The following is a 21655-nucleotide window of genomic DNA, read 5'->3' as shown; positions in this document are numbered from 1 at the left end:
CGTGAGTACCTCCGCCGGCTGGGACCATCCCCGCACGTCTTTCTACACCGACCACTACGAGCTGACCATGCTGCAGGCGTCGCTCCACTCGGGGGCCGCGCACCGCAAATCTGTGTTCGAGGCGTTCGCCCGCCGCCTGCCGGACGGCCGGCGCTATGGGATCGTGGCCGGCACCGGACGGCTGCTTGAGGGCATCGCCAACTTCCGTTTCGGGGAAGCGGAGCTGGAGTTCCTGGAGCGCACCAAGGTAGTCAATGCCCAGACCCTCGAATACCTGGCCTCCTACCGTTTCTCCGGGGATATCTGGGGCTACCCGGAGGGTGAAGCGTACTTTCCCAATTCCCCCATCCTGATCGTCGAAGCCACCTTCGCCGAAGCCTGCATGCTGGAGACCTACCTGCTGTCCGTGCTGAACCACGACAGCGCCATCGCCTCTGCCGCGTCCCGCATGGTCAGTGCCGCCGGAGGCCGGCCCTGCATCGAGATGGGCTCCCGGCGCACCCACGAGGAAGCGGCCACCGCCTCCGCCAGGGCGGCCATCATTGCCGGGTTCGACAGCACCTCCAACCTCGAGGCCGGCATCCGCTACGGGATCAAGACGGTGGGCACCGCCGCCCACTCCTTCACCCTCCTGCACGACACCGAACGCGACGCGTTCGAGGCGCAGATTGCGTCCCTCGGGCACCATACGTCCCTGCTGGTGGACACGTACGACGTCGAAGCGGCCGTCCGCACGGCAGTGGACCTTGCCGGTCCCCGGCTGGGAGCGGTCCGCCTGGATTCCGGGGACCTGGTTGCGCAGGCCCAGTGGGTGCGCCGCCTCCTGGACGACCTCGGCAACGAGAACACCAAGATCGTGGTCACGTCCGACCTCGACGAGTACGCCATTGCGGCCCTGCAGTCCGCCCCGGTCGATTCCTACGGGGTGGGCACCTCCCTGGTCACCGGCTCGGGCGCACCCACCGCCAGCATGGTCTACAAACTGGTCAGCCGCACGGACGATGACGGAAACTTCGTCTCCGTCGCCAAGGCGGCCAAGAACAAGGCCAGTGTGGGCGGCCGCAAATACGCGCTGCGCAAGCTGGATGAACGCGGCATCGCCACTGCCGAAGTGGTGGGCGTGGGGCACCGGCCCGAGGATGACGGCAATGACCGCCCGCTGCTCCAGCAGTTCATGAAGAACGGCGAGGTGATGCCGGGCTGGACCGGCCATGAAGGGGTGCTTCGCGCACGCCAGCGCCATGCTGATTCCATGGCGGAACTCCCCCCGGTGGTCAACCGCCTGCAGCGCGGCGAAGCCGCCATCCCGACTCTCTATGAAGACAACTGAGGAGGACTGATGTCCCGCGCACTGATCATCGTCGACGTCCAGAACGATTTCTGTGAAGGCGGCTCGCTCGCCGTGTCCGGCGGTGCGGACGTTGCCGGCGCCATCAGCGAATACGTGGACGCCCACCACGGCGAGTTCGACCACATCGTGGCCACCCAGGACTGGCACATCGACCCGGGCGCCCACTTCTCCGACACACCGGACTTCAAGGACAGCTGGCCGCCGCACTGCGTGGCCGGGACCCGGGGCGCCGAACTCCATCCGGACCTCGACACCGAATACATCCAGGCGTACTTCCAGAAAGGCCAGTTCGCCGCTGCCTACTCCGGCTTCGAGGGCCTGCTGGCCCCTGAAGACGCAGTACCCACCGGGGAACGCCGGCCCGGGGCCCTGCCCGGACCGGCAGGCGAGGAAAAATTCGCCCCGGACGAGGACGCTATCGGGCTGGATGACTGGCTGCAAAGCCACGACGTCGAGGACGTTGTGGTGGTGGGAATCGCCACCGACTACTGCGTCATGGCCACCGCCCTGGACGCCGTCCAGGCAGGCTACTCGGTCACCGTCCTCCGGTCCCTGACCGCGGGGATCGCGGAGGACCTGGAGGACGCGGTGGCCGAAATGGAACTCGGCGGGGTAGACGTCGCCTGAGTGGCCCTGGTGGCTTCGGCCGCTACTTCCGGCCGATGAACCAGTCCTGGAGCTTCCGCAGACGCGACTGCAGCTGCTCCTCGTTCGCCTGGGCAACGGGCGGTCCGCCGCACACCGTCCGCAGCTTGGTGTGCACCACGCCGTGGGGGGTACCGGTCCGGGCTGACCAGGCGGCCACGTTCTTGGCCAGCTCGTTCCGGAGGTCCATCAGCATCCGGTGGTCCGGGACGGCCGGCGCCGGGGTTTCGGCCGCCGCAGGAGCCTTCCGGTTCTTGCGGTTCAGCTGCTCATGCTGGCGCTGCCGCAGCAGCGTGCCCACCTGCTCCGCGTCCAGCAGCCCGGGAATGCCCAGGAAGTCCATCTCGTCGTCGGACCCCACTTCGCCGCCCGTGCCGAACTCGCCGCCGTCGAACAGCACACGGTCAAAGGACGCCTGTGAATCCAGGGCCTCGAACTTGCCCTTGGTCAGGCTGTCCGACGCCTTGTCCTCGCGGTTGGCCTCGGCCATCAGCGAGTCCTCGGGATTGAACAGGCCGTCCCCGTCTTCCTTCTCGGGGCGGTCCAGGGCATGGTCCCGCTCCGCCTCCATGGAGTTGGCCAGGGCCATCAGCTGCGGCACCGAGGGCAGGAAGACCGACGCCGTTTCCCCGCGTTTGCGGGCACGCACGAAACGCCCCACAGCCTGGGCAAAAAACAGCGGCGTTGAAGTCGATGTGGCGTACACGCCCACGGAAAGCCGGGGCACGTCAACGCCTTCGGACACCATCCGGACCGCCACCATCCAGCGTTTCTCGCTGGCGGTGAATTCCTCGATCTTGCTCGACGCCTTCGCGTCGTCGGAAAGGATGACCGTGGGCGACTCCCCGGTGATCCTCTTGAGCTGCCCGGCGTACGCGCGCGCGTCCTCGTGGTCCGTGGCAATCACCAGGCCGCCGGCGTCGGGGACGGTCCGCCGGACCTCGCTGAGGCGCTTGTCCGCACCGGCCAGGACAGCCGGAATCCACTCGCCTGCGGGGTTTAGGGCGGTACGCCAGGCGTGGGACGTGATGTCCTTGGTCACCGCGGCCTCCCCCAGCGACGCCGCCATCTCTTCACCGGCACTGGTCCGCCAGCGCATCTGCCCCGAATAGGCCATAAACATCACCGGGCGGACAACGTGGTCCCGCAGGGCGTTGCCGTAGCCGTAGGTGTAGTCGGCCTTGGAGCGGCGGATCCCGTCCCGGTCCTCGGCATACTCGACGAACGGGATGGGCGAGGTGTCCGAGCGGAACGGCGTACCGGTCAGGGAGAGGCGCCTCACGGCGGGGTCGAACGCCTCGCGCAGGCCGTCGCCCCAGGACAGGGCCTCGCCGCCGTGGTGGATCTCGTCCAGGATCACCAGGGTGCGGGCGGCCTCGGTCTTGGCACGGTGCAGCAGCGGCTTGCTGGCCACCTGGGCATACGTGACGGCCACCCCGATGAAGCCGCGGCCGTGCTGGCCGTCGGAGTTCTTGAAGTTGGGATCGATGGCGATTCCCACCCTGGCCGCCGCATCCGCCCATTGCCGCTTGAGGTGGTCCGTGGGCGCCACGATGGTCACCCTGTTCACGGCGCCGGAGTCGATGAGCGTGGAGGCCACCCGGAGGGCAAAGGTGGTCTTGCCGGCGCCGGGGGTTGCTACCGCGAGGAAATCACGGGGGCTGTTGCTCAGGTAGAGGTCAAGCGCTTCCTGCTGCCAGGCACGGAGTTTCGGGGCGGTTCCCCAGGCTGCGCGTTCCGGATAAGCCGGAGGCAGGGTGGGGCCGCCAAAGAGCGTCTCCGTCACTATTTGTTGTTGCCCGAGTCCCCTCCGGGACCCTTGCCGCCGTCGTTGCCCGGGCGGAGGCCGTCATAGACCTCTTTGCACATCGGGCACACCGGGAATTTCTGCGGGTCCCGGCCCGGCGTCCAGACCTTGCCGCACAGGGCGATGACGGGCTCCCCGGTCAGCGCGGACTCCATGATCTTTTCCTTGCGCACATAGTGCGAAAAGCGCTCCCGGTCCCCGGGTTCCACTTCCTGGCGCAGTTCCTCGCGCTCAATGGTGGCTGTGGACGATCCAGCCCCGGAAAGCTCGCGCATCGGGTCGTTCTCGAGAGGGTCCGTCATGCTAGTCATGCGAACCATCTTAGCCGTTCGAGCGGGGCCACGTTCGACGCCGGACGCTGCCGCCGCGCCGCCCGGAACCGGCCGCCGTCGTACTTTTCCGCCGGGCACCCTGGCTGCCGGCCCGCGGTCAGCCAGCGGCCAGCCGGTGGTCAGAGGCCCTGCCAGGCGGGCTTGTTGTCATAGGTGTGGCGGTAGAAATCCGCCAGCTTCAGCGCCGAGGCGGCGGCCTGGTCCAGCAGGACGGTGGCGTGCGGATGGAACTGGAGGATCGACGCCGGGCAGATGGCCGAGACGGGACCCTCCACGAAGTCGCGGACCGCCTGGGCCTTGCGCGCGCCCGTTGCCACCAGGATGACATGCCGCGCCTCCATGATGGTTCCGAGGCCCTGGGTGAGGACATGGTGCGGGACCTCGGCCAGGCTGTTGAAGAACCGGGCGTTGTCCCGGCGTGTCTGCTCGACGAGGCTCTTGATGCGGGTCCTGGAGGTGAAGGAGGACCCCGGTTCGTTGAACGCGATGTGGCCGTCCGTCCCCACTCCCAGGAGCTGCAGGTCGATTCCGCCGGCGGCGCTGATGGCTTCCTCGTAGGCGCGGCAGGACGCCGGAATGTCCTCGGCTGTCCCGTCCGGTCCGTGCACATTCTCCGGGGAGATGTTCACCCGGTTGGTGAATTCACGCCGGATGACTTCGCGGTATGACTCGGGATGGCCGGCAGGAAGGCCCACGTATTCGTCCAGGGCAAATGCGTGCGCCCGGCTAAAGTCCAGGCCGTCCCGGTCGTGCCGGGCGGCCAGCTCATCGTAGACGGGCAGCGGGGACGAGCCCGTTGCCAGGCCCAGGACAGCACCCGGTTTGCGCCGCAGGAGTTCCTCGATGGCGTCAGCGGCGAGCTTACCGATCTGTTTGCTGCCGTTGAGGATGACTACTTCCATGCTCTTCCTTTCCGAAGTTTTTCAGCGGTTGACGGCCACTTGGGCCAAGAGCTCGGGACCGCGGGCATCCAGCCATTTTCCGCCCAGCCGCACGCCTGCCACGAACAGGCACAGGCCCAGGGCCGTCCCTGCGCCAAGGTTGATCCAGCCGAAGATCCGGTTGCCGGTGACCAGCTGGGCGGCCAGGAGCCCGGCCTCCGGCAGGACCAGGACCATCAGGAGCACCAGTCCGCCGAACTGGACCGCGAGGGTCTGCCCCACATTGCCCGGCGGTTTTTTGAACGGGCTGTCGCCCGGCAAGGGAACGGCCACGGTGTAGCGTGCGGAGACAACCGAAGACAGGCCCAGGCCGGTGAACAGGACGCCCAGGCTGAGGCCCAGCTGGCCGGGCAGGGCACCCCAGTCCCCCGTGAAGGCGGAGTACCCCAGCGCAAACACCAGCACCACCGGCAGGGCGAACGCCAGGCAGGCCAGGGCACGGCCCAGCCGGTCCGCCACGCCCCGGACGCCCGTGGCCAGGTGGAGGGCGAACGCGGTGTTGTCATAGGACACATCGGCGGAGATGGACCAGGCGAGGATGAACGCGGACATCGGGGCGAGGAAAGCCAGGCTGGTGTAATCCCCGGTCTGGCTGCCCTGGAACAGCAGCACCACGGGAAGCAACGGGATCACCACAAGCGAGCCCGAATACCGCGGGTCCCGGAACCAGTACGTGAGGCACCTGGCCATCACCGCCCCGGCCGGGACCGCGGGCATGACCCCCAAAAGTCCCAGCTTGCCGCCTTTCCTCTTCCCGCTTCCCGCATAGGGAGGAGTCACCAGCGCCCGCTCCAGCAGGACCTTCCAGGCCCACGCCAGGGCGGCAAGTGTTGCCGCGGACAGGAGCAGCTTCAGGGCTGCCGCGCCTGGCTCGCCGGCGGCGACGTCACCGGCAATGGACCATGGGGCCCCGAGCGGCGTCCAGGACAGCATCCGGGCAAAGCCGGGGAGGAATCCGGCGGACGAGGAGATGCCCTGGCCTACCCCGGCCACGATGGGTCCCATCAGGACCAGGGGCACCATGAAGGCGACGGCGCTGATGTCCTTGAAGCGCCGTGACGCTGCCAGGCTTGCCGTCGCCGTTGTGACCACCTTGGCGATGACCACGCAGGTCATCACCCCCAGCACTGCTCCGGCGAAGGCAGCGAGCGCGGGAAGGACCGCCCGGGACCACGTCACCACCGTGGCCAGGGCAACGACGGACGTTGCGAGCCCGGGAATTCCGATCAGGCCGCCCAGGGCCAGTCCCGCCAGCATCTGGTTCATGGGGATGGCGAAGGTTGTGAAGCGCGCAGGGTCCAGCGTCATGTCCGTTGCCGACGCAACCACCGGCACGATTCCCCAGCCCAGGATGGCAGCGGACCCGCCCAGCACCACGGCGGCGTAGGCGAGATCGTGCGGCGCGTTGCGCAGCAGTACCAGGACCACCACCAGCATGCCCACCAGGCCGAGCGCATACAGTCCGGCGAAGGCCATGCCCACCAGCTGCAAGGGGCTGCGGCGCAGGCCGTTGCGCAGCAGGGTGAGCTTGAGCCTCAGGAGGTGCGCAACCATTCCAGGCCCTCCGTGTGGCTGCGGCCGCCAACCAGCTGGACGAACCGGTCCTCAAGTGTTGCCCCGGCGCGCACCTCGTCCACCGTTCCCGCAGCCAGCAGCCGGCCGCCGGCCACCACTGCCACGTGGTCGCACATCCGCTGGACCAGGTCCATGACGTGGCTGGACACCATGACGGTGCCGCCGGAGGCAACATACTTGTCCAGGATCGAGCGGATGTTGGCCGCGGAGATGGGGTCCACCGCCTCGAAGGGTTCATCCAGGACCAGGAGCCGGGGCGCGTGGATCAGGGCGGAGGCCAGCGCGACCTTCTTGGTCATGCCGGCGGAGTAGTCCACCACCAGTGTGCCGGCGTCATCCTGGAGGTCCATGGCCGCGAGCAGGTCCGCAACGCGCGTGGCCACGACATCCTTGTCCATTCCCCGCAGCAGCCCGGCGTAGGTGATCAGCTGTTCCCCGGTCAGCCTGTCAAACAGCCGCACGCCGTCCGGAAGGATGCCCATTAGCCGTTTGGCTTCCAGCGGCCGCTGCCACACGTCCACGCCATGGACCACCGCTGTGCCAAAGTCCGGGCGAAGCAGGCCGGTGGCCATGGACAGCGTGGTGGTCTTGCCGGCACCGTTGGGGCCCACAATCCCGTAGAAGGAACCTGCCGGCACGTCCAGGCTGATGCCGTCCACGGCGATTTTGCCGCCGAAGCGCTTGGCCAGGCCCCTGATGGACAAGGCAGGCAGGTGTGCCGCAGGGCCGGGAAGCGCGGCCGGGTCCGGTGGCAGCGCCGGCTCGGGTTGCGGAGCAGTCATGAAGCCAGCGTAGCCCTCAGCCCACCCCTTCGGGGTCCTCCCGCAGGAGGAGTAAACAAGGCGTGGCGACGCCCCTTATCCAGCTGCGCCTTTGTGCTGCCGGCGGGCCTCCATCGAGCCGGACATCAGAATGAATGCCGGGGAACGGCCCGTTCGTATTGCGGCGGCCACGCAATGTCGTGGCCCAGTTCGAAGGCGGCCCGCAGCCACCAGTGCGGGTCCCGCAGCGCTGCCCTGGCAATGAGGACGCCGTCAGCCTGTCCCGTGGCAAGGGCGTGTTCTGCCTGCCCGGCGGAGGTGAGCAGGCCAACGGTCCCGGTGGCCACTCCGGCTTCCTTGCGGATGGCGGCGGAAAACCCGGTCTGGTAGCCGGGGCCGGCCTTGATGTGCTGATGAGCCACGGCACCCCCGCTGGAAACGTCGATGAGGTCCACTCCGTGTTCGGCTGCCTGCCGGGCCAGGCGCACGGAAGCGGCAAGGTCCACGCCGCCGTCCGCCCAGTCGCTGGCGGAGATCCTCAGGAGCAGCGGCATGGACTCCGGAATGACCGCCCGTACCGCGTCCACCACGGCGAGCATCAGTCGGTTCCTGCCGGCTTCGTCCCCGCCCCACTGGTCGTCGCGGGTATTGATCAGCGGGCTTTGGAACTGATGGAGCAGGTACCCGTGGGCGGCATGGATTTCCATGGTGTCGAAGCCTGCGTCCAGGGCACGTCCGGCAGCCGCGGCGAAGTCGCCGATGACGCCGCGGATCTGTTCCTCCGTCATCGCGGCGGCAACGGCATAGCCGTCAAAAGCCGATGCCGAGGGACCCACAGTGGTCCAGCCGCCGTCGGACTCCGGCACGCTGCCCTGCCTGCCGGAAAACGGCCAGTAGGTGGATCCCTTCCTGCCGGCATGGGCGAGCTGCACGCCGATCTTGGCCTCCGCCGGGCCGTGGCGGTGCACGAAGGACGTGATCCGCTGCCAGGCCTCGGCCTGTGCGTCGTTGTAGAGCCCGGCGTCCCGGGGACTGATCCTGCCCTCGGCGTTGACGGCCGCCGCCTCGGTGAGGATCAGCGCTGCGCCGCCGGCCGCGAAGGACCCCAAATGCATCAGGTGCCAGTCGTTCGGCACGCCGGGGGCGTCGTCGGGATCGCAGCTGTACTGGCACATGGGTGAGACCCAGCCCCGATGCTGGAGCTCCAGCCCCCGGAGCTTCAGCGGCTGGAACAGTGCCGGCACTAGAAAAGGACCCTCGCGAGTGCCTGGCGCGCCTTGCCCACCCGCTCGTCCGCAGACCCCACCACGTCGAACAGCTCCAGCAGGCGGACGCGGGCAGTTTCGCGCTCCGGGCCGAAGTTCCTGCCGATGAAGGTGACCAGCCGGTTCAGCGCATCCTCCACGTGGCCGCCTGCCACATCCAGGTCCGCCACGCCCAGCTGCGCCTCAAGGTTGTCCGGTTCGTTGGCCGCCAGCGCCCGCAGGGCTTCGCTGTCCTGCGCGGAGAGCGGCTGCAGCCTGGCCATCAGCTCCACCTGGGCCAGGCCGGCCTTCGCCTCGTGGTCCGAGGGCATCTCGGTCAGTGCCTGGCGGTAGGCATCGGCTGCTGCGGCGTAGTCCCCCGCCTCGATGGCGTCAAAAGCCGCCTGGTGCAGCGGCGGCAGGGGCGCGGGGGTGTCGTCTTCAGCCGCACCGGCACCCAGGCTGCCGGTCACGCCGTTTGCCGCAGCCACCTTCAGCAGTTCGTCAAAGAGGCTGCGGACCTGCTGTTCGTCTGCGCCGCCCTGGAAGAGCGGTACGGGTTGGCCCTTGAGGACGGCCACCGCGGTGGGCACGGCCTGCACCTGGAAGGCCTGGGCCAACTGCGGGAACGCCTCGATGTCCGCGGCGCCGAGGACCAGGCGGCCGCCGTAGCTTGCCACCACCCGCTCCAGGACGTCCAGCATGGTTGCGGACTCCGGCGAGTAGGAGGCCCAGAGCGCAAAAACAACCGGCACCTGCGCTGACAGCTCCACCAGCTGCTGGAAATTGCCTTCGGTGACGTTGACTTTCAGTTCCGGCGAGCCAGGAGCATCGGGGGCTCCGCCCTGCGGCGTTCCGGTCCCGGCCGGGGACGCGGGGCGCTGCTTCAGCGTGGAAAGGTCGACGGCGCCGCGCAGGTTAAGCAGGTTGGCAGCGGCAGGAGGGACTGGGCGGGAAGCTGGCGAACTCATGCTTTCCACTCTAGCCACTCCGGCCGCTGCCGGGGCTACTGCAGGAACCGGGGTTACTTGAAGCTGGCCCCCGTCAGTCCGCGGGTCGCCGCGACGAGCTTCATCGGGTCGGTTGACCCTGCCGGCGGCACGTACACGGCCACGGACTCGGCGAAGGTCAGGACCATGCCGGTGGTGGTTTCCTTGCCGCCGGCCAGGGCTGCGGCATCGTCACCAATGGTGAGCTTGTCACCTGCGGCCTTGGGGGTTCCCTCGAAGCCGAAGTTGATCCGGCCCAGGACCAGGGCGCCGCCGTCAGCCGTCCGGAAAACAACCGTATTTTCCGGAGCCACCTTGTGGGTGAAGGAGAAGTTGCCGTTCTCGCCGGCCTTCACCACCTCGGCCTGGTAGGACAGGGTGTCCGCAATGTACGGCGAGGACTCCCCTTCCACGAGCTTGTCCTTGTAGGCGGACTCAGCTGTGGTCAGTCGGTCGGCAAGGCCGGACATGGCTTCCTCACCGCTGTAGAGCAGGCCGGTCTTGTCGCCCGCGGCCAGGGTCTCCGTGCCGTCCCGGTTGATGGTGGGGAAGGTGGTTCCGGGCTGCAGCGGGTTGGTTTCCACCAGCTTGTAGTTCTCGCGCGGAGAGGGCTGGACCAACGTCAGCAGCTGCGGCACCACGTTGCCGTCGCCCTGGGTCACCGCCATAACGGACCTCGGCCACTCGCGGTCGCTGGTCACCACGGTGGTGAGCAGCTTGGTGGAGCGGACCGGCATGCGGGGCTCGTAGGAGCCCACCTGGGAGCGGATCTTGTAATTCTGGGTGCGGACCTCAAGCTCAGTGCCGCCCACGCGGTCCGCGAGCTTGGCCGCATCCTTTGCGGCATCGCCGGCGTCAACGGCGCTGGAAACCTGTTCCAGGATCCTGCGGAACTGGGCATCCAGCAGGACGGGCGGACCGGACTGCCCCTGCGCGGCAGGCGAAGCTGCGGAAGACGGATCCGGGGAAGGCGCCGGCGAGGTGGCGCTGGCGGCGGCACCGGTTCCGGCCACGACGGCAACAGCCACTACTCCGGCGGCCGCCATGGTTACCCGCGAGGACCGTGCCTCATTGCGGGCCCGGGCGCGCTGCGCAAAGCCGCTGCCCTTGCCGTCGCCTTCGCCGTTGCGCCTGCGGGCGGAGAGCAGGGCCAGGGCGATTCCACCCAGGATCAGCAGCGAGCCGAGGATGATCAGCGGGATGGCCCACGGGGTGGACGTGTCGTTGGGGAACGTCATGGAAACGGTGGCCGGCGCCGGCTTGGTTCCGTCGGAGGCGAGCAGGAGTGTCCAGTCGCCGTCCGCCGGTGCTGTCCACGAGTATTCAAGCTCGCTGCTCGCATTCTCGGTGGAAACCCAGAGGTCCGAGCCGGCGGGGTTGGGCGCGGTGGCTTCGCCGTCGGCGTGCTCAACCAGCAGCGACTTCTCGTCCCCGGACACGCCGGTGATGGTGTTGTGCGCAGTCTGGCCCACCCACGCCTCCACGTCGTCCGGCCGGCCCGCTGCCAGGAGGAAGTTGCCGTCGCCCTCGATCTTGATCTTGACGGTCCCGCCGTGAAGGGTGCGCAGGTTTTGGTCGATCACGGTCAGCGGGGCCTCGGCAGCATCCACCGGAGCGGCGGCCGTAAAAGTCTCGGAGGGGGCCCAGATGGTTCTCTGGCCGATGCCGGCCAGAAGTGTCAGGAGGCCGAGCAGCACGAGTGCGACTGCAGTCTTTAAACGCAAGGGAACACCTATCATCAGCGGGGGTTTCCTTTCAATAGTATCCGTTTTGTTATCGAAGGCCCGGATCGGGGCTTCTGCGAGGACCGCCAGCGGGTCGCCGGCCGGGCCGTTCCGCTGCTGTTGACAAGGCTGCTGATAGTGTTTGCGATGATCATCACACCGGCCCGCCGACGCGGTGCCATCAACGGAACAGGCCCTTAAAACCAGTGACTGACAAGACGGACGAATCCTCCGCGGCGCCAGAGAACCCGGGGGGTGGGCAGCCGCCGGCAGCCGCTCCGCAGGGTCCCGCAGCTGCCCGCCGGAAGAGGCCCGCCGCGGCCGCCCTCGGGCTGCTGCTTCACCGCCTGCGCCAGCCACTCCCCGGCGCCCAACCCAGGCTCCGGTTTGAAATGCCGCCGGAGTACTCCCGCCAGAACGGGGAAGACGCCAGCCGGGACAGCGCGGTACAGCCGCAGTTCGGCAGCCCCGGCCCCCGAATCTCGCCGCAGCATCCCCTTTATCTGGGCTTCATGGGCACGGTGGGCGTCGGACTTGCCCTGCTGGTCTACTGGATCGGCTCCAACACCACGCAGCTGCTGCTGTGGATTGTGGCTGCGCTGTTCATCGCGCTGGGGCTGGAACCTGTGGTCGGCTGGCTGGAAAGCCGGAAGATCCCCCGCCCCGCCGGAATCCTGGTGTCCGTCACGGTGCTGATAAGCGCCGTCGTCGGCTTTTTTGCCACGCTCATTCCCACCATCGTGGAGCAGGTCACCCAGATCGTCGAGCAGGCACCGGTGTGGATCCGGGACTTCATAGACTCCGACTTTTTCCGCAGCCTGGATGACCAGTTCGGCGTGCGCGACCGGATCACAGAGGAACTGGAGAAGTTCGTCAACGACCCCGCCGCGATGGGCGGGATCTTCGGGGGCGTGGTGGGCTTTGGCTCCACTGTGGCCAACGGCCTCTTCGGCACCCTGATCGTCCTGGTGTTGAGCCTGTACTTCCTCGCTGCCCTGCCCGCAATGAAGAAGTGGGGCTACCGGCTGGCGCCGCGTTCCCGGCGGCACCGCGTTGAAGCGCTGTCCGAGGAAATCACCCGATCGGTGGGAAACTACGTGATCGGCCAGGCGGTGGTTGCCCTCCTGAACGCCACCTTCGCCTTCATCGTGATGTCCATCGTGGGCATCCCTTTCGCCCTGCTGCTGGCGTTCGTGGTGGCCCTGCTCGCGTTCATTCCGCTGGTAGGCGGCATGATCGCGGGGATCGTGGTACTGCTGGTTTCGCTCACCGAGGGCTGGCAGGCGGCAGCGGTGTACGGGATCTGCTACTTCGCCTACCTGCAGTTCGAGGCCTACTTCATCTCGCCGCGCATCATGCAGAAGGCCGTGGCGGTCCCCGGCGCCGTGGCCGTCATTTCAGTCATTGCCGGCGGCAGCCTGCTGGGCGTGCTCGGCGCGCTGATCGCCATTCCGACGGCGGCCGCCGTCCTGCTGCTGGTCAGGGAGATCTACATCGTCAGGCAGGACCAGCACTAAGTGTGCGTCACCGGACCCGGCCCCAGCCGTTCCCTAGGCTGACGCTGTTGCCGCGGGCCCGTTCCATTCGTGCGGCAGTCCGGCAGCGCCCGATCCCGCCTCGGTGACGTCATCCACAATTTCGTTGAGCACCCGGGAGGCGTACTTCTCCCCCACCCACAGGTGCTTGGCGCCGTCCACGCCCACCACGCGGGCCTGCGGGACCAGGCTGAAGCGGGCTGCGGCCTCGTCCGGCTTGAGGAAGTCATCGTGCTCCGGCACCAGGACCGTGAGCGGCTTTCCTGATGCGGCCCAGAGGCGCAGGTGCTCATCTGTGGCTCGGTGCAGCGGGGGCGAGAGCAGGACCGCGCCCTCAACCAGGGACGCCACGGGTTCCACGGCTCCGTACATCAGGGCGAGTTCCGTGCCGAAGGACCATCCCACCAGCCAGCGGTTGGGCAGGCCGCGTTCGACGGCGAAGCGCACCGCGGCCTCCATGTCATGGCGTTCCCCGACGCCCTCGTCGAAGGCCCCGCTGCTGGTTCCGTGCGGGGACGTGGTTCCGCGGGTATTGAACCGCAGCACGGCGATGCCGGCAAGCGCCGGCAGCCGGTAGGACGCCTTGCGGTAGACATGCGAGTCCATGAAGCCGCCGTGCGTTGGAAGGGGATGCAGGGTGATCAACGTGGCATTCACGGGGCCGGATTCCGGCAGCGCCAGCTCGGCCACCAGGGTGTGTCCGTCTTCCGTGTCCAGCTTCACCAGCTCGCGTTTGGCGGGCAGCACGGTTGAGGCACGGATGGGAGCGGGCCCTGCGGCCTGGTGGAATTCGTACGACGCCGGATCAAAAGTCATGCCTGCCAGCTTAGCGACAGCGGGCGCATCTTTGCCCGCCCGTCAGCGGTAGCGGTAACTGCGCGACATCCAGCAGTTGGTGTGCCAGTGCCGCCGTTCGGCCAGGCCGGCCGCGGCCCCGAACAGGTGGTCATCCTTCCAGACCACCAGGTGGGCGACGCCGGGCAGCACCGCGGTGGAGCATTCGGGGCAGATGTAGGTTTTCTCGGCGTTTTTGGCGGTCATGGTGCGGACCATCCATTCGCCGTCGGGCGCAGTCTCCCGCCGCACGATGCCGGCACGTGCGCGTTCGAGGTCGAGTTCGGGGACGTCCTGGCCGCCCTTCTTTCCGGCGCCCGCTCTTCCGGACCCGGAACCCTTTCCGGAAACGGGACGGCGGGGGCGGTTGGAGCGCGGCATGCATCCATTCTGCCCCAGCGGCGGGCCGGCAGGCTCCTCAACCGGCCGGAGCCGGCCGCAGCCGCCCGGAGACCGCCGGCGGAGCCTGCACCCGGCAGACGGTAGTCTGTACGGCGTGCGACTTGTCATAGCCCGATGCTCCGTTGATTACGTTGGCCGGCTCAAAGCCCATCTCCCGCTTGCCACCAGGCTCCTGCTGGTGAAGGCCGACGGCTCCGTCCTGGTCCACTCCGACGGCGGTTCCTACAAACCGCTCAACTGGATGAGCCCGCCGGCCACGCTCAGGGTGATTTCCCCCGAGGACGTGGACCTCGAACTCGGGGTGGTGGAGCAGTGGACCGTCCAGTCCGCCAAAACCGACGACCGGCTCATCATCAACATCCACGAAAAACTCGACGAGTCCTCCCACGACCTCGGCGTGGACCCCGGGCTGATCAAGGACGGCGTGGAAGCGGACCTGCAGCGCCTGCTGGCGGAACAGATTGAAACACTGGGAGCCGGCTACTCCCTCATCCGCCGGGAATACTTCACCGCCATCGGCCCGGTGGACATCCTTGCACGCGACGCTGAGGGCGCCACTGTGGCCATTGAGCTGAAGCGCCGCGGTGACATCGACGGGGTGGAACAGTTGACGCGGTACCTCGAACTGCTCAACCGCGACCCCCTCCTTGCCCCGGTCCGCGGGATTTTTGCGGCCCAGCAAATCAAGCCGCAGGCAAAGGTCCTTGCCAACGACCGCGGGATCGACTGCGTGACCCTGGACTACGATGCCATGCGCGGCGTTGACGACAGCGAGTCACGGCTTTTCTGACTGCAGGGCCAAGGTGTTCAAACCCCGGTTGAATAAGCTCCTGACATGCGCATTAACCTGTCTTTTGCCGAAAATTTGTCCGTTTCGCCGTGCAAACCGTTGACCTGCGGGAACGGGCATGAAATTCTTGTCTCAGTCTTTGTGTAGGTGTTTTTCATGCTCGCAAGACATGTTGCGAGCGCGAAGCTCCTGCAACGCCGCTTCCCTTTCCGGGACGGTAATTCAGGATTCTTCTCGCGGAGTGACCAAGGCCGGCACGAGGTGTGCCGATCTTAAAAAGTTCCATAATGAGGAGAAATAAATGGCACAGGGAACCGTCAAGTGGTTCAACGCTGAAAAGGGCTTCGGCTTCATTACCCCGGATGACTCGGATGGGGACGTTTTTGTCCACTACTCCGAAATCCAGACCGGCGGCTTCAAGACCCTCGACGAGAACCAGCGCGTTCAGTTCGAAATCGGCCAGGGCGCCAAGGGTCCCCAGGCTACCGGCGTAACGCTGGTCTAGTCCCGCATTCCGGCCGCAGCTGCGGCCGGGCAGCGAAACAATGGTCCCCGGCAATTATGCCGGGGACCATTGTCGTTAATCAGGACAGCTATTTCACCAATTTGCGCACGAGGCGGGCGCCCTGCGGAAGGGAAAGCCCGGGCAGGTACGCGCGGGTCAATGCCCGGCCGATCGCCGGCAGATACAACGCGTCCTGGTAATACAGGTAAAGCGCACGGTATTCGGGTTTGAAGCGCGACTTGAATGCGGCCAGGGAGCGGAATCCGTAGACGGGTTCCAGTGCGTGCCCCACGAGGTCGAGTATCCGGACCAGGTTGTCCGCTTCGCCTTCACCGGGGGCCTCAGAACGGGATCCGTCACCGGCAGGGGATTCGGGAAGGCTGGCCAGCGGTGAGCCCGAGAGCGAAATCACCTCAACCGAACTGCGCAGCTCAAGCACGGCAGAGGCGATGAGGAATTCCATGACCCCGGGAAATCCGTCGGCGCCGCGGCGCATGACGTCAAGCGTCCTACTGACCAGGACCCCGCCGTCATAAACCGGCAACCAGCTGGTCACCCCGTGGACCGTGCCGCCGGCATCCACGGCAAGGCAGCACAGCACCTCCGGGTCGTCGAGCTCGTCGATGCCGCCGAGGGTAAAACCCATTTCGGGAACGGTCTTTCCGGCCGCCCATTCCTCGGAGACCTCGATCAGCTTGGACCGCAGCGCCGGCGGCAGGGACTGGTACGTTCCCCAAACAGCCTGAACCCCCAGCTTGGCTGCCCTGTTCAGTGCGGTCCGGACGTTCTGCCACTCCTTGCCCTTGAATTCGAGTTCACGGACGGCCAGCCGGGTCTCCTGGGCAACGGCAACCCTGGAAAAACCGCGTTCCCGCAGCATGGGCCAGAGCGAATCATCGCAGGAGTAGAGCGCAGGGATGAGGCCTTCGTGGCTGCAGTAGTCAAGGAAACCCTCGGTCACGCGCCCTTGTGCAGTTGGCGGCCCGAAAGCCCCGCCCAGTGTCAGAGCCACGCTGCCGTGCCGCTGGAACGCCACGGCGCCGCGGCCGTCGGGGCTGAACCAGTACGTGTTGGGTTCCCACAGCGCCATCCAGGACAGGGGTCCGCCGCCCTGGTGGAGCAGGGCGCGTGCTTTGATCCTGTCCTGCCGTCCGGAGTCGTTGCCGTGGTGGCCGCTGAGCAGGGCCCACCACACGCTGACCAGCGCGACAACCCAGAACACGGGTCCGGAATAGGCAAAGAGCACCGCTTCCAGGTTGTTCCGGTCCGCGAACACCCGGTGGTAGTACTGCGGGATGGGAACCGGGACGTACTGGCGCGCAAGCTCTGCAAAGAGCGCCAGGATGCCGCCGTCGCGTAGCAGACCGCCGGCCCAGAACCAGGCCGCCGCGTATGCTCCGGCGAGGACAAGCCATGTTCCTCCCACGACTGCGGCCAGCGTCCGGCGGGCAGCAGGCCGCGTCTGGACGCGGAACTGACGCCGGTTGAGCCACAAAAGGACCGCCAGGAGCAGGGGGACGAACACCAGGGGAAGCACATGGGCAAACGCCGAGGCCATGGGTGTGGCGGACGCGCTGTGCGGCCTGGACGGGATCAGTGCGAACAGCGCAAGATAGACGCCGGCAAGGGCTGTGACCGCAAGCTGGATGACTATGGCGATGTTCAGGGCCAGGCGCCGCCCGCGGCGCATGCCGTCCGCACAGATCAGCAGCAGGATGACCGGAACCACCGCAAGCGCGAGTCCGAAGGGCCCGGCAAAGCCTGCCCGGCCCGCTTCAAGGCAGGACGACTCCACGGTTGCGCCGCAGTTGAACTCCAGTTGGCTCAGGGTTGGCATCGGGTTGAGGACTACGTCGCGCAGGAGCGCCAGCGGGCCTGTGGGTGACCTGGCGATTCCGGTGAGGATGGGCCCCACCGCAAAGACTGCCACCGTCAGGGCCAGCAGGTTCCGTGCTTCGCGGCCGGTTGACCGGTGCCGGTGGAGCTGGCCGCGATCACCCTGGATCCACCAGCCGGCCAGGAGTCCCAGGATGGCACCGATCAGGCCGATCACCGTTTCTGCATGCCCGATGTACAGCACCAGCAGCAGGGAGATGGACAGCACAGCTGTCCGGAGCCGGCGTTGCCAGAGGACCGGCAGCCGGCCGGAGGCTGCCAGACCTGCCGCGAGGACTGCAGGGTAGGGTCCGATCAGGATGTCGTCGGCCATCCGGTCGAGCCACCCGTCCCCCACGTATCCCGCCAGTTGCGTGATCAGCAGGAAGAGCGTTACGGCACCGAACTGTCCTCCGAAAAAGAAGGCGGCCGCTGCGACGGTTCCCAGTTTCCGCTCGGCAAGCCCCAGCAGCAGGAGGATCATCAGCGACGCGGAAATATAGGCCAGCGGGTTCGTGGCGAAGAAGAGGCTGGTGAACAGGCACCACCAGTTGCCGGCCCGCAGCCCCGGCCCGCTGACGCCTGCCCCGTCCAGCAACTGCTCCGGGGGCCCGGCAAGGAAGCTGCCGGTGACAGCACCGGTGGCGAGGAACACGAGCAGGACCGCCACGGAGAAGGGCATTGACTTCAGGGCACTGATGGCACGGTCGAGTGTCGGGCGGACCACCGTTGCCCAGGCGAGCGATCCTGTCCGGACCTTATGTCCCGTTGTCATTGCCCCATCCCCCACCGGGCGGCCAGGAACTCCAGGGCATCGGCTAGGCGCTTGGAGGACGTGTCCCAGGAGTGGCCTGTTTGTTCCACCTCGTAGGCGCGGACGTCAAAGCCGGCCTCCCGTGCCGCGGCGGCCAGGGTACGGAGATAACCCACAAATTCTGGGTCGTTCTGTCCGGCAGTCAAGTACAGGCCGCTGGATTCGAAGCGCTGTTCCTTCATGATGGCCAGGGGGGTTTGCCGCTCAAATTCCTCCGGCCTCCCCGGAAAGGCAGCGTCAATGGTTTTTTGCCGCTCCTTGGCGATGGCCGGTTCAGCTTCCCCGGAGAACGAAAGGACAGCCGGAAAGAGATCCGGGTGCCGGGTTCCCATCTGCAGGGCACAGGTGCCGCCAAAGGAAAAGCCGCCAATGGCCCACTGACTATGGTTGGTGTCCACGGCCAGGGTGGAACTGATCCAGGCCGGCACGTCACGTGACAAGTAGGTGTCAGCCTGCGCTATCTGGCTGTCCATGCACATGGTGTTGGCAGACTGCGAGCCGTTGGGATCGGGGATCACCACCACCGGTGCCAGGCCGCCGTGCGCCGCCGCAAAGGAATTCATGTGCCCGCCCAGGGCACCGCCGGTCAGCCAGTCCGCGGGGCCGCCCGGCTGTCCGGCGATCAGGACCAGCACCGGCAGGACTGGCCGGTTTTTGGCGAAGTAGGCGGGCGGCAGGTAGATGTACGCGTCCCGGGCGCTCATCCCGGACTTTTCCCCCGGGATGAAGGCCTTCCGCAGCTCGCCTTCGGCAGGGACGTCCCCTTGCGGCACCCACCCGCGGAGGGTAGCGCCGTCGGACTGTCCCGGCTGCCGCATCAGCTCCTGCTCCAGCGTCGGAATCCTCGCGAGTGCTGTGCCGAAGAGATCGCTGACCGTCTTATTGAGGCCGAAATAGGCGTTGATCTGCACTGCCGAAAGTGCCGTCACCAAAAGGGCGGCCACCAATCCGGCCGCACGCCGGCGCCACGTGTTTCGGGGCATCCTCAGGAGGAGGAGGATCAGGGCGGCCACGCCGGGCACCACCCACAGGAGGACGGTATCGGGAATGTTTTCCGGGAAGATCGAGAAAACGTTGATGAGAGCCCAGTGGGTGGAAGCCACGAGGGCGAAGGCGGCAGCCGCAACCGCAATGACTTTCAAGAACCAGCTCCGCCTGGCGACGGCGGACGGGGGCAGCAGAAGGTACGCGGCACCGGCCACCCCAAGGGCGAGGGAAGCCCAATATAGCGGCCCGTCGATGAGCCGGATGTCGAAGAACCAGTCCACGTTGGCTAGCGCCAAGTCCCAATGCCGATGACCGGGCCGGCTTCCAGCCAGGAAGAGAGGCCCGTGTAGGCGTCGAAGTTCATGGCGAGGCGCATGTCCTGGCCTTCGTACCGCAGTTCAACAATGACGACGTCGGGCTGCACCTTGACAGCCTCGGCCTCCGTGGGCGTCCGCCGGCCGAGCAGTTCCAGGGAATGCCGTTTGAACTTGTGCTTGGGCCGCACGCTAAGGGAGAGCAGCCGGAACCATTCAAGGTCGTTGTCCTGATAACGGCAAACCCCCATCTGCCAGCTGTTTCCAGCCATGCAAATGGAGGCGTCCACCGTGCCGAGGGCACGCCGCAGATTGAAGCGGCGCACCCCCGAAAGGCACAGTGCAAATATCAGCAATCCAAAAGCGACTGCCAAGGCGATGAACAGACCCGGTGCGTCCATCAAAGTGATGCTAGCGGATCCCAGCGGTAGCCGAGCCGCCCAGCTGGGCGTTGTCAGCAACGATAACCACACGGTTGTTGTCGACGGAGAAGAACCCGCCGTCAACCTCTACCGCAATCCGGTCTCCCGAAACCGGCTGGATGGCCAGTTCACCCTCGGCCAGGATCGCCAGCAGGGGCGAGTGGCCGGGCAGGATTCCGATTTCACCATCGCTGGTGCGGGCCTTGACCATCTTGGCCGCTCCGGACCACACAAAGTGGTCCGCTGCGACAATCTCAACCTCAAGCTCAGCCATATTACTTGGTCTGTTCCTGGATCTTGGCCCACTGGCGCTCTACGTCATCCAGGCCGCCGACGTTGAAGAACGCCTGCTCTGCGATGTGGTCGAGCTCGCCATCGCAGATGGCGGAGAAGCCTTCGACGGTGTCCTTGATGGAAACCGTGGAACCTTCGACGCCGGTGAACTGCTTGGCGGTGTAGGTGTTCTGCGAGAGGAACTGCTGGATGCGGCGTGCACGCGACACGACGATCTTGTCCTCTTCGGAGAGTTCGTCAACGCCGAGGATGGCAATGATGTCCTGGAGTTCCTTGTTCTTCTGCAGGATCTGCTTGACACGGACAGCCGTGTTGTAGTGGTCCTTGCCGATGTACTGGGGGTCCAGGATGCGGGAGGTGGACGTCAGCGGGTCAACTGCCGGGTACAGGCCACGGGAGGCGATTTCACGGGAAAGTTCCGTGGTCGCGTCCAGGTGCGCAAAGGTAGTTGCCGGGGCCGGGTCGGTGTAGTCATCCGCGGGGACGTAGATGGCCTGCATCGAGGTGATGGAGTGGCCCTTGGTGGAGGTGATGCGCTCCTGCAGGAGGCCCATCTCGTCAGCCAGGTTCGGCTGGTAGCCCACGGCGGAGGGCATGCGGCCGAGGAGGGTGGAGACCTCGGAACCTGCCTGCGTGAAGCGGAAGATGTTGTCGATGAAGAGCAGCACGTCCTGGTTCTGGACATCGCGGAAGTACTCCGCCATGGTCAGCGCGGACAGGGCCACGCGGAGGCGCGTTCCCGGCGGCTCATCCATCTGGCCGAACACAAGGGCGGTGTCCTTGAGGACGCCTGCCTCTTCCATTTCAACCCAGAGGTCGTTGCCCTCACGGGTACGCTCGCCGACGCCGGCGAATACCGAGGTACCACCGAAGTTGCGGGCCACACGGGTGATCATTTCCTGGATCAGAACGGTCTTGCCCACGCCGGCGCCGCCGAAGAGGCCGATCTTTCCACCCTTGATGTAGGGGGTGAGGAGGTCGATGACCTTGATGCCGGTTTCCAGCATCTCGGTGGAGCCTTCGAGCGAGGCGAAGTTCGGTGCCTTGCGGTGGATCGGCCAGCGTTCGCTGATGTCCAGTTCCGACTCTGCAACGTCCAGGGGCTGGCCCAGCACGTTGAAGATGTGGCCCTTGACGCCGTCGCCAACGGGTACGGAGATGGGGGCGCCGGTGTCCACTACGTTGGTGCCGCGGACCAGTCCGTCGGTAGCCTGCAGGGAGATGGCGCGAATGAGGTTGTCGCCCAGGTGCAGGGCGGTCTCGAACGTGATGGTCTTGGTTACACCGTTGAGAGTAATCTCGGTGGTGAGGGCATTGTAGATGGACGGGATTGCGTCAGCCGGGAATTCGACGTCGACAACCGGGCCGATTACGCGCGCAATGCGGCCGGTGGCACCGGACGTTGCGGCTACGTGTTCGGTAGCAGTGGCAGTCATCTCTCTCACTTCACTCAGTAGATGGCGTGGGTTTAAGTTTATCTGTGGTGGTGCAGGTCCTGCGGAATCCGACCTGCT

At 66.6% G+C, this 21655-nt stretch carries 20 protein-coding genes; 5 read left to right on the top strand and 15 right to left on the bottom strand.

Annotated features, from left to right (window positions below):
- The first annotated feature begins 1 nt into the window (after position 1).
- Positions 2-1330 (top strand): nicotinate phosphoribosyltransferase, encoded by a 1329-nt coding sequence (locus GK109_RS17615; RefSeq protein ID WP_321213842.1) that lies wholly within the window; start codon positions 2-4, stop codon positions 1328-1330.
- A 9-nt stretch (positions 1331-1339) separates the two neighbouring features.
- Entirely contained in the window at positions 1340-1978 is a 639-nt protein-coding gene (locus GK109_RS17610; RefSeq protein ID WP_157241847.1) for an isochorismatase family protein, read from the top strand.
- Positions 1979-2000: 22 nt separating this feature from the next.
- On the opposite strand, the gene GK109_RS17605 is transcribed toward GK109_RS17610, so the two are convergent.
- From GK109_RS17605 to GK109_RS17570, 8 genes are all read right to left on the bottom strand, one after another.
- A complete protein-coding gene (locus GK109_RS17605) occupies positions 2001-3782 on the bottom strand; it encodes a DEAD/DEAH box helicase (protein WP_321213843.1) in 1782 nt (593 codons plus the stop codon).
- Positions 3782-4123, bottom strand: coding sequence for a DUF3039 domain-containing protein (locus GK109_RS17600; RefSeq protein ID WP_139029610.1), 342 nt, complete (start codon positions 4121-4123; stop codon positions 3782-3784). Before GK109_RS17600 ends, GK109_RS17605 begins: the two co-directional genes overlap by 1 nt.
- 131 nt (positions 4124-4254) lie before the next feature.
- Positions 4255-5037: a glucosamine-6-phosphate deaminase gene (gene nagB, locus GK109_RS17595; protein ID WP_157241846.1), complete on the bottom strand. Its 783-nt coding sequence runs from the start codon at positions 5035-5037 to the stop codon at positions 4255-4257.
- A 21-nt stretch (positions 5038-5058) separates the two neighbouring features.
- Positions 5059-6630, bottom strand: coding sequence for a transporter (locus GK109_RS17590; RefSeq protein ID WP_157241845.1), 1572 nt, complete (start codon positions 6628-6630; stop codon positions 5059-5061).
- Positions 6612-7433: an ABC transporter ATP-binding protein gene (locus tag GK109_RS17585; RefSeq protein ID WP_157241844.1), complete on the bottom strand. Its 822-nt coding sequence runs from the start codon at positions 7431-7433 to the stop codon at positions 6612-6614. Before GK109_RS17585 ends, GK109_RS17590 begins: the two co-directional genes overlap by 19 nt.
- A gap of 125 nt (positions 7434-7558) precedes the next feature.
- Positions 7559-8656, bottom strand: coding sequence for an NADH:flavin oxidoreductase/NADH oxidase (locus GK109_RS17580; protein WP_370460674.1), 1098 nt, complete (start codon positions 8654-8656; stop codon positions 7559-7561).
- A complete protein-coding gene (locus GK109_RS17575) occupies positions 8656-9627 on the bottom strand; it encodes a tetratricopeptide repeat protein (RefSeq protein ID WP_157241843.1) in 972 nt (323 codons plus the stop codon). The genes GK109_RS17580 and GK109_RS17575 overlap by 1 nt, the downstream gene beginning before the upstream one ends.
- 53 nt (positions 9628-9680) lie before the next feature.
- Positions 9681-11384 carry a hypothetical protein gene (locus GK109_RS17570; RefSeq protein WP_157241842.1) on the bottom strand — a complete coding sequence of 568 codons (1704 nt, stop codon included), beginning with the start codon at positions 11382-11384 and terminating at the stop codon, positions 9681-9683.
- Positions 11385-11575: 191 nt separating this feature from the next.
- On the opposite strand from GK109_RS17570, the gene GK109_RS17565 reads away from it, so the two are divergent.
- A complete protein-coding gene (locus GK109_RS17565; protein WP_321213849.1) occupies positions 11576-12886 on the top strand; it encodes an AI-2E family transporter in 1311 nt (436 codons plus the stop codon).
- Between the two features lie 33 nt (positions 12887-12919).
- On the opposite strand, the gene GK109_RS17560 is transcribed toward GK109_RS17565, so the two are convergent.
- Positions 12920-13720, bottom strand: coding sequence for an alpha/beta hydrolase (locus tag GK109_RS17560; RefSeq protein ID WP_157241841.1), 801 nt, complete (start codon positions 13718-13720; stop codon positions 12920-12922).
- A gap of 42 nt (positions 13721-13762) precedes the next feature.
- Complete coding sequence (locus GK109_RS17555) at positions 13763-14119, bottom strand: ATP/GTP-binding protein (protein ID WP_157241840.1); 357 nt, start codon at positions 14117-14119, stop codon at positions 13763-13765.
- A gap of 115 nt (positions 14120-14234) precedes the next feature.
- Between GK109_RS17555 and nucS the strand changes: the two genes are divergently transcribed.
- Together nucS and GK109_RS17545 are read left to right on the top strand one after the other, a co-directional pair.
- Entirely contained in the window at positions 14235-14930 is a 696-nt protein-coding gene (gene nucS, locus GK109_RS17550; protein WP_321213851.1) for an endonuclease NucS, read from the top strand.
- Positions 14931-15231: 301 nt separating this feature from the next.
- The gene (locus GK109_RS17545) at positions 15232-15435 is read left to right on the top strand and encodes a cold-shock protein (RefSeq protein WP_011692441.1); all 204 of its coding nucleotides are present in this window, start codon (positions 15232-15234) and stop codon (positions 15433-15435) included.
- Positions 15436-15523: 88 nt separating this feature from the next.
- On the opposite strand, the gene GK109_RS17540 is transcribed toward GK109_RS17545, so the two are convergent.
- From GK109_RS17540 to atpD, 5 genes are read right to left on the bottom strand one after another with little or no spacing between them, the layout of a single operon-like run.
- Entirely contained in the window at positions 15524-18085 is a 2562-nt protein-coding gene (locus GK109_RS17540) for a bifunctional lysylphosphatidylglycerol flippase/synthetase MprF (protein ID WP_157241839.1), read from the bottom strand.
- Positions 18082-19392, bottom strand: a complete 1311-nt coding sequence (locus GK109_RS17535; RefSeq protein WP_370460791.1) for an alpha/beta hydrolase — start codon at positions 19390-19392, stop codon at positions 18082-18084. The genes GK109_RS17540 and GK109_RS17535 overlap by 4 nt, the downstream gene beginning before the upstream one ends.
- A gap of 5 nt (positions 19393-19397) precedes the next feature.
- A complete protein-coding gene (locus GK109_RS17530) occupies positions 19398-19826 on the bottom strand; it encodes a DUF2550 domain-containing protein (protein ID WP_157241837.1) in 429 nt (142 codons plus the stop codon).
- Between the two features lie 10 nt (positions 19827-19836).
- Positions 19837-20121, bottom strand: coding sequence for a F0F1 ATP synthase subunit epsilon (locus tag GK109_RS17525; RefSeq protein ID WP_157241836.1), 285 nt, complete (start codon positions 20119-20121; stop codon positions 19837-19839).
- 1 nt (position 20122) lies between these two features.
- Positions 20123-21577, bottom strand: coding sequence for a F0F1 ATP synthase subunit beta (atpD, locus tag GK109_RS17520; RefSeq protein ID WP_157241835.1), 1455 nt, complete (start codon positions 21575-21577; stop codon positions 20123-20125).
- Positions 21578-21655: the final 78 nt, after the last annotated feature.

Source organism: Pseudarthrobacter sp. GA104, from assembly GCF_009741265.1.
Lineage (GTDB): Bacteria > Actinomycetota > Actinomycetes > Actinomycetales > Micrococcaceae > Arthrobacter.
This window is presented reverse-complemented; position numbering and strand designations above follow the sequence as displayed.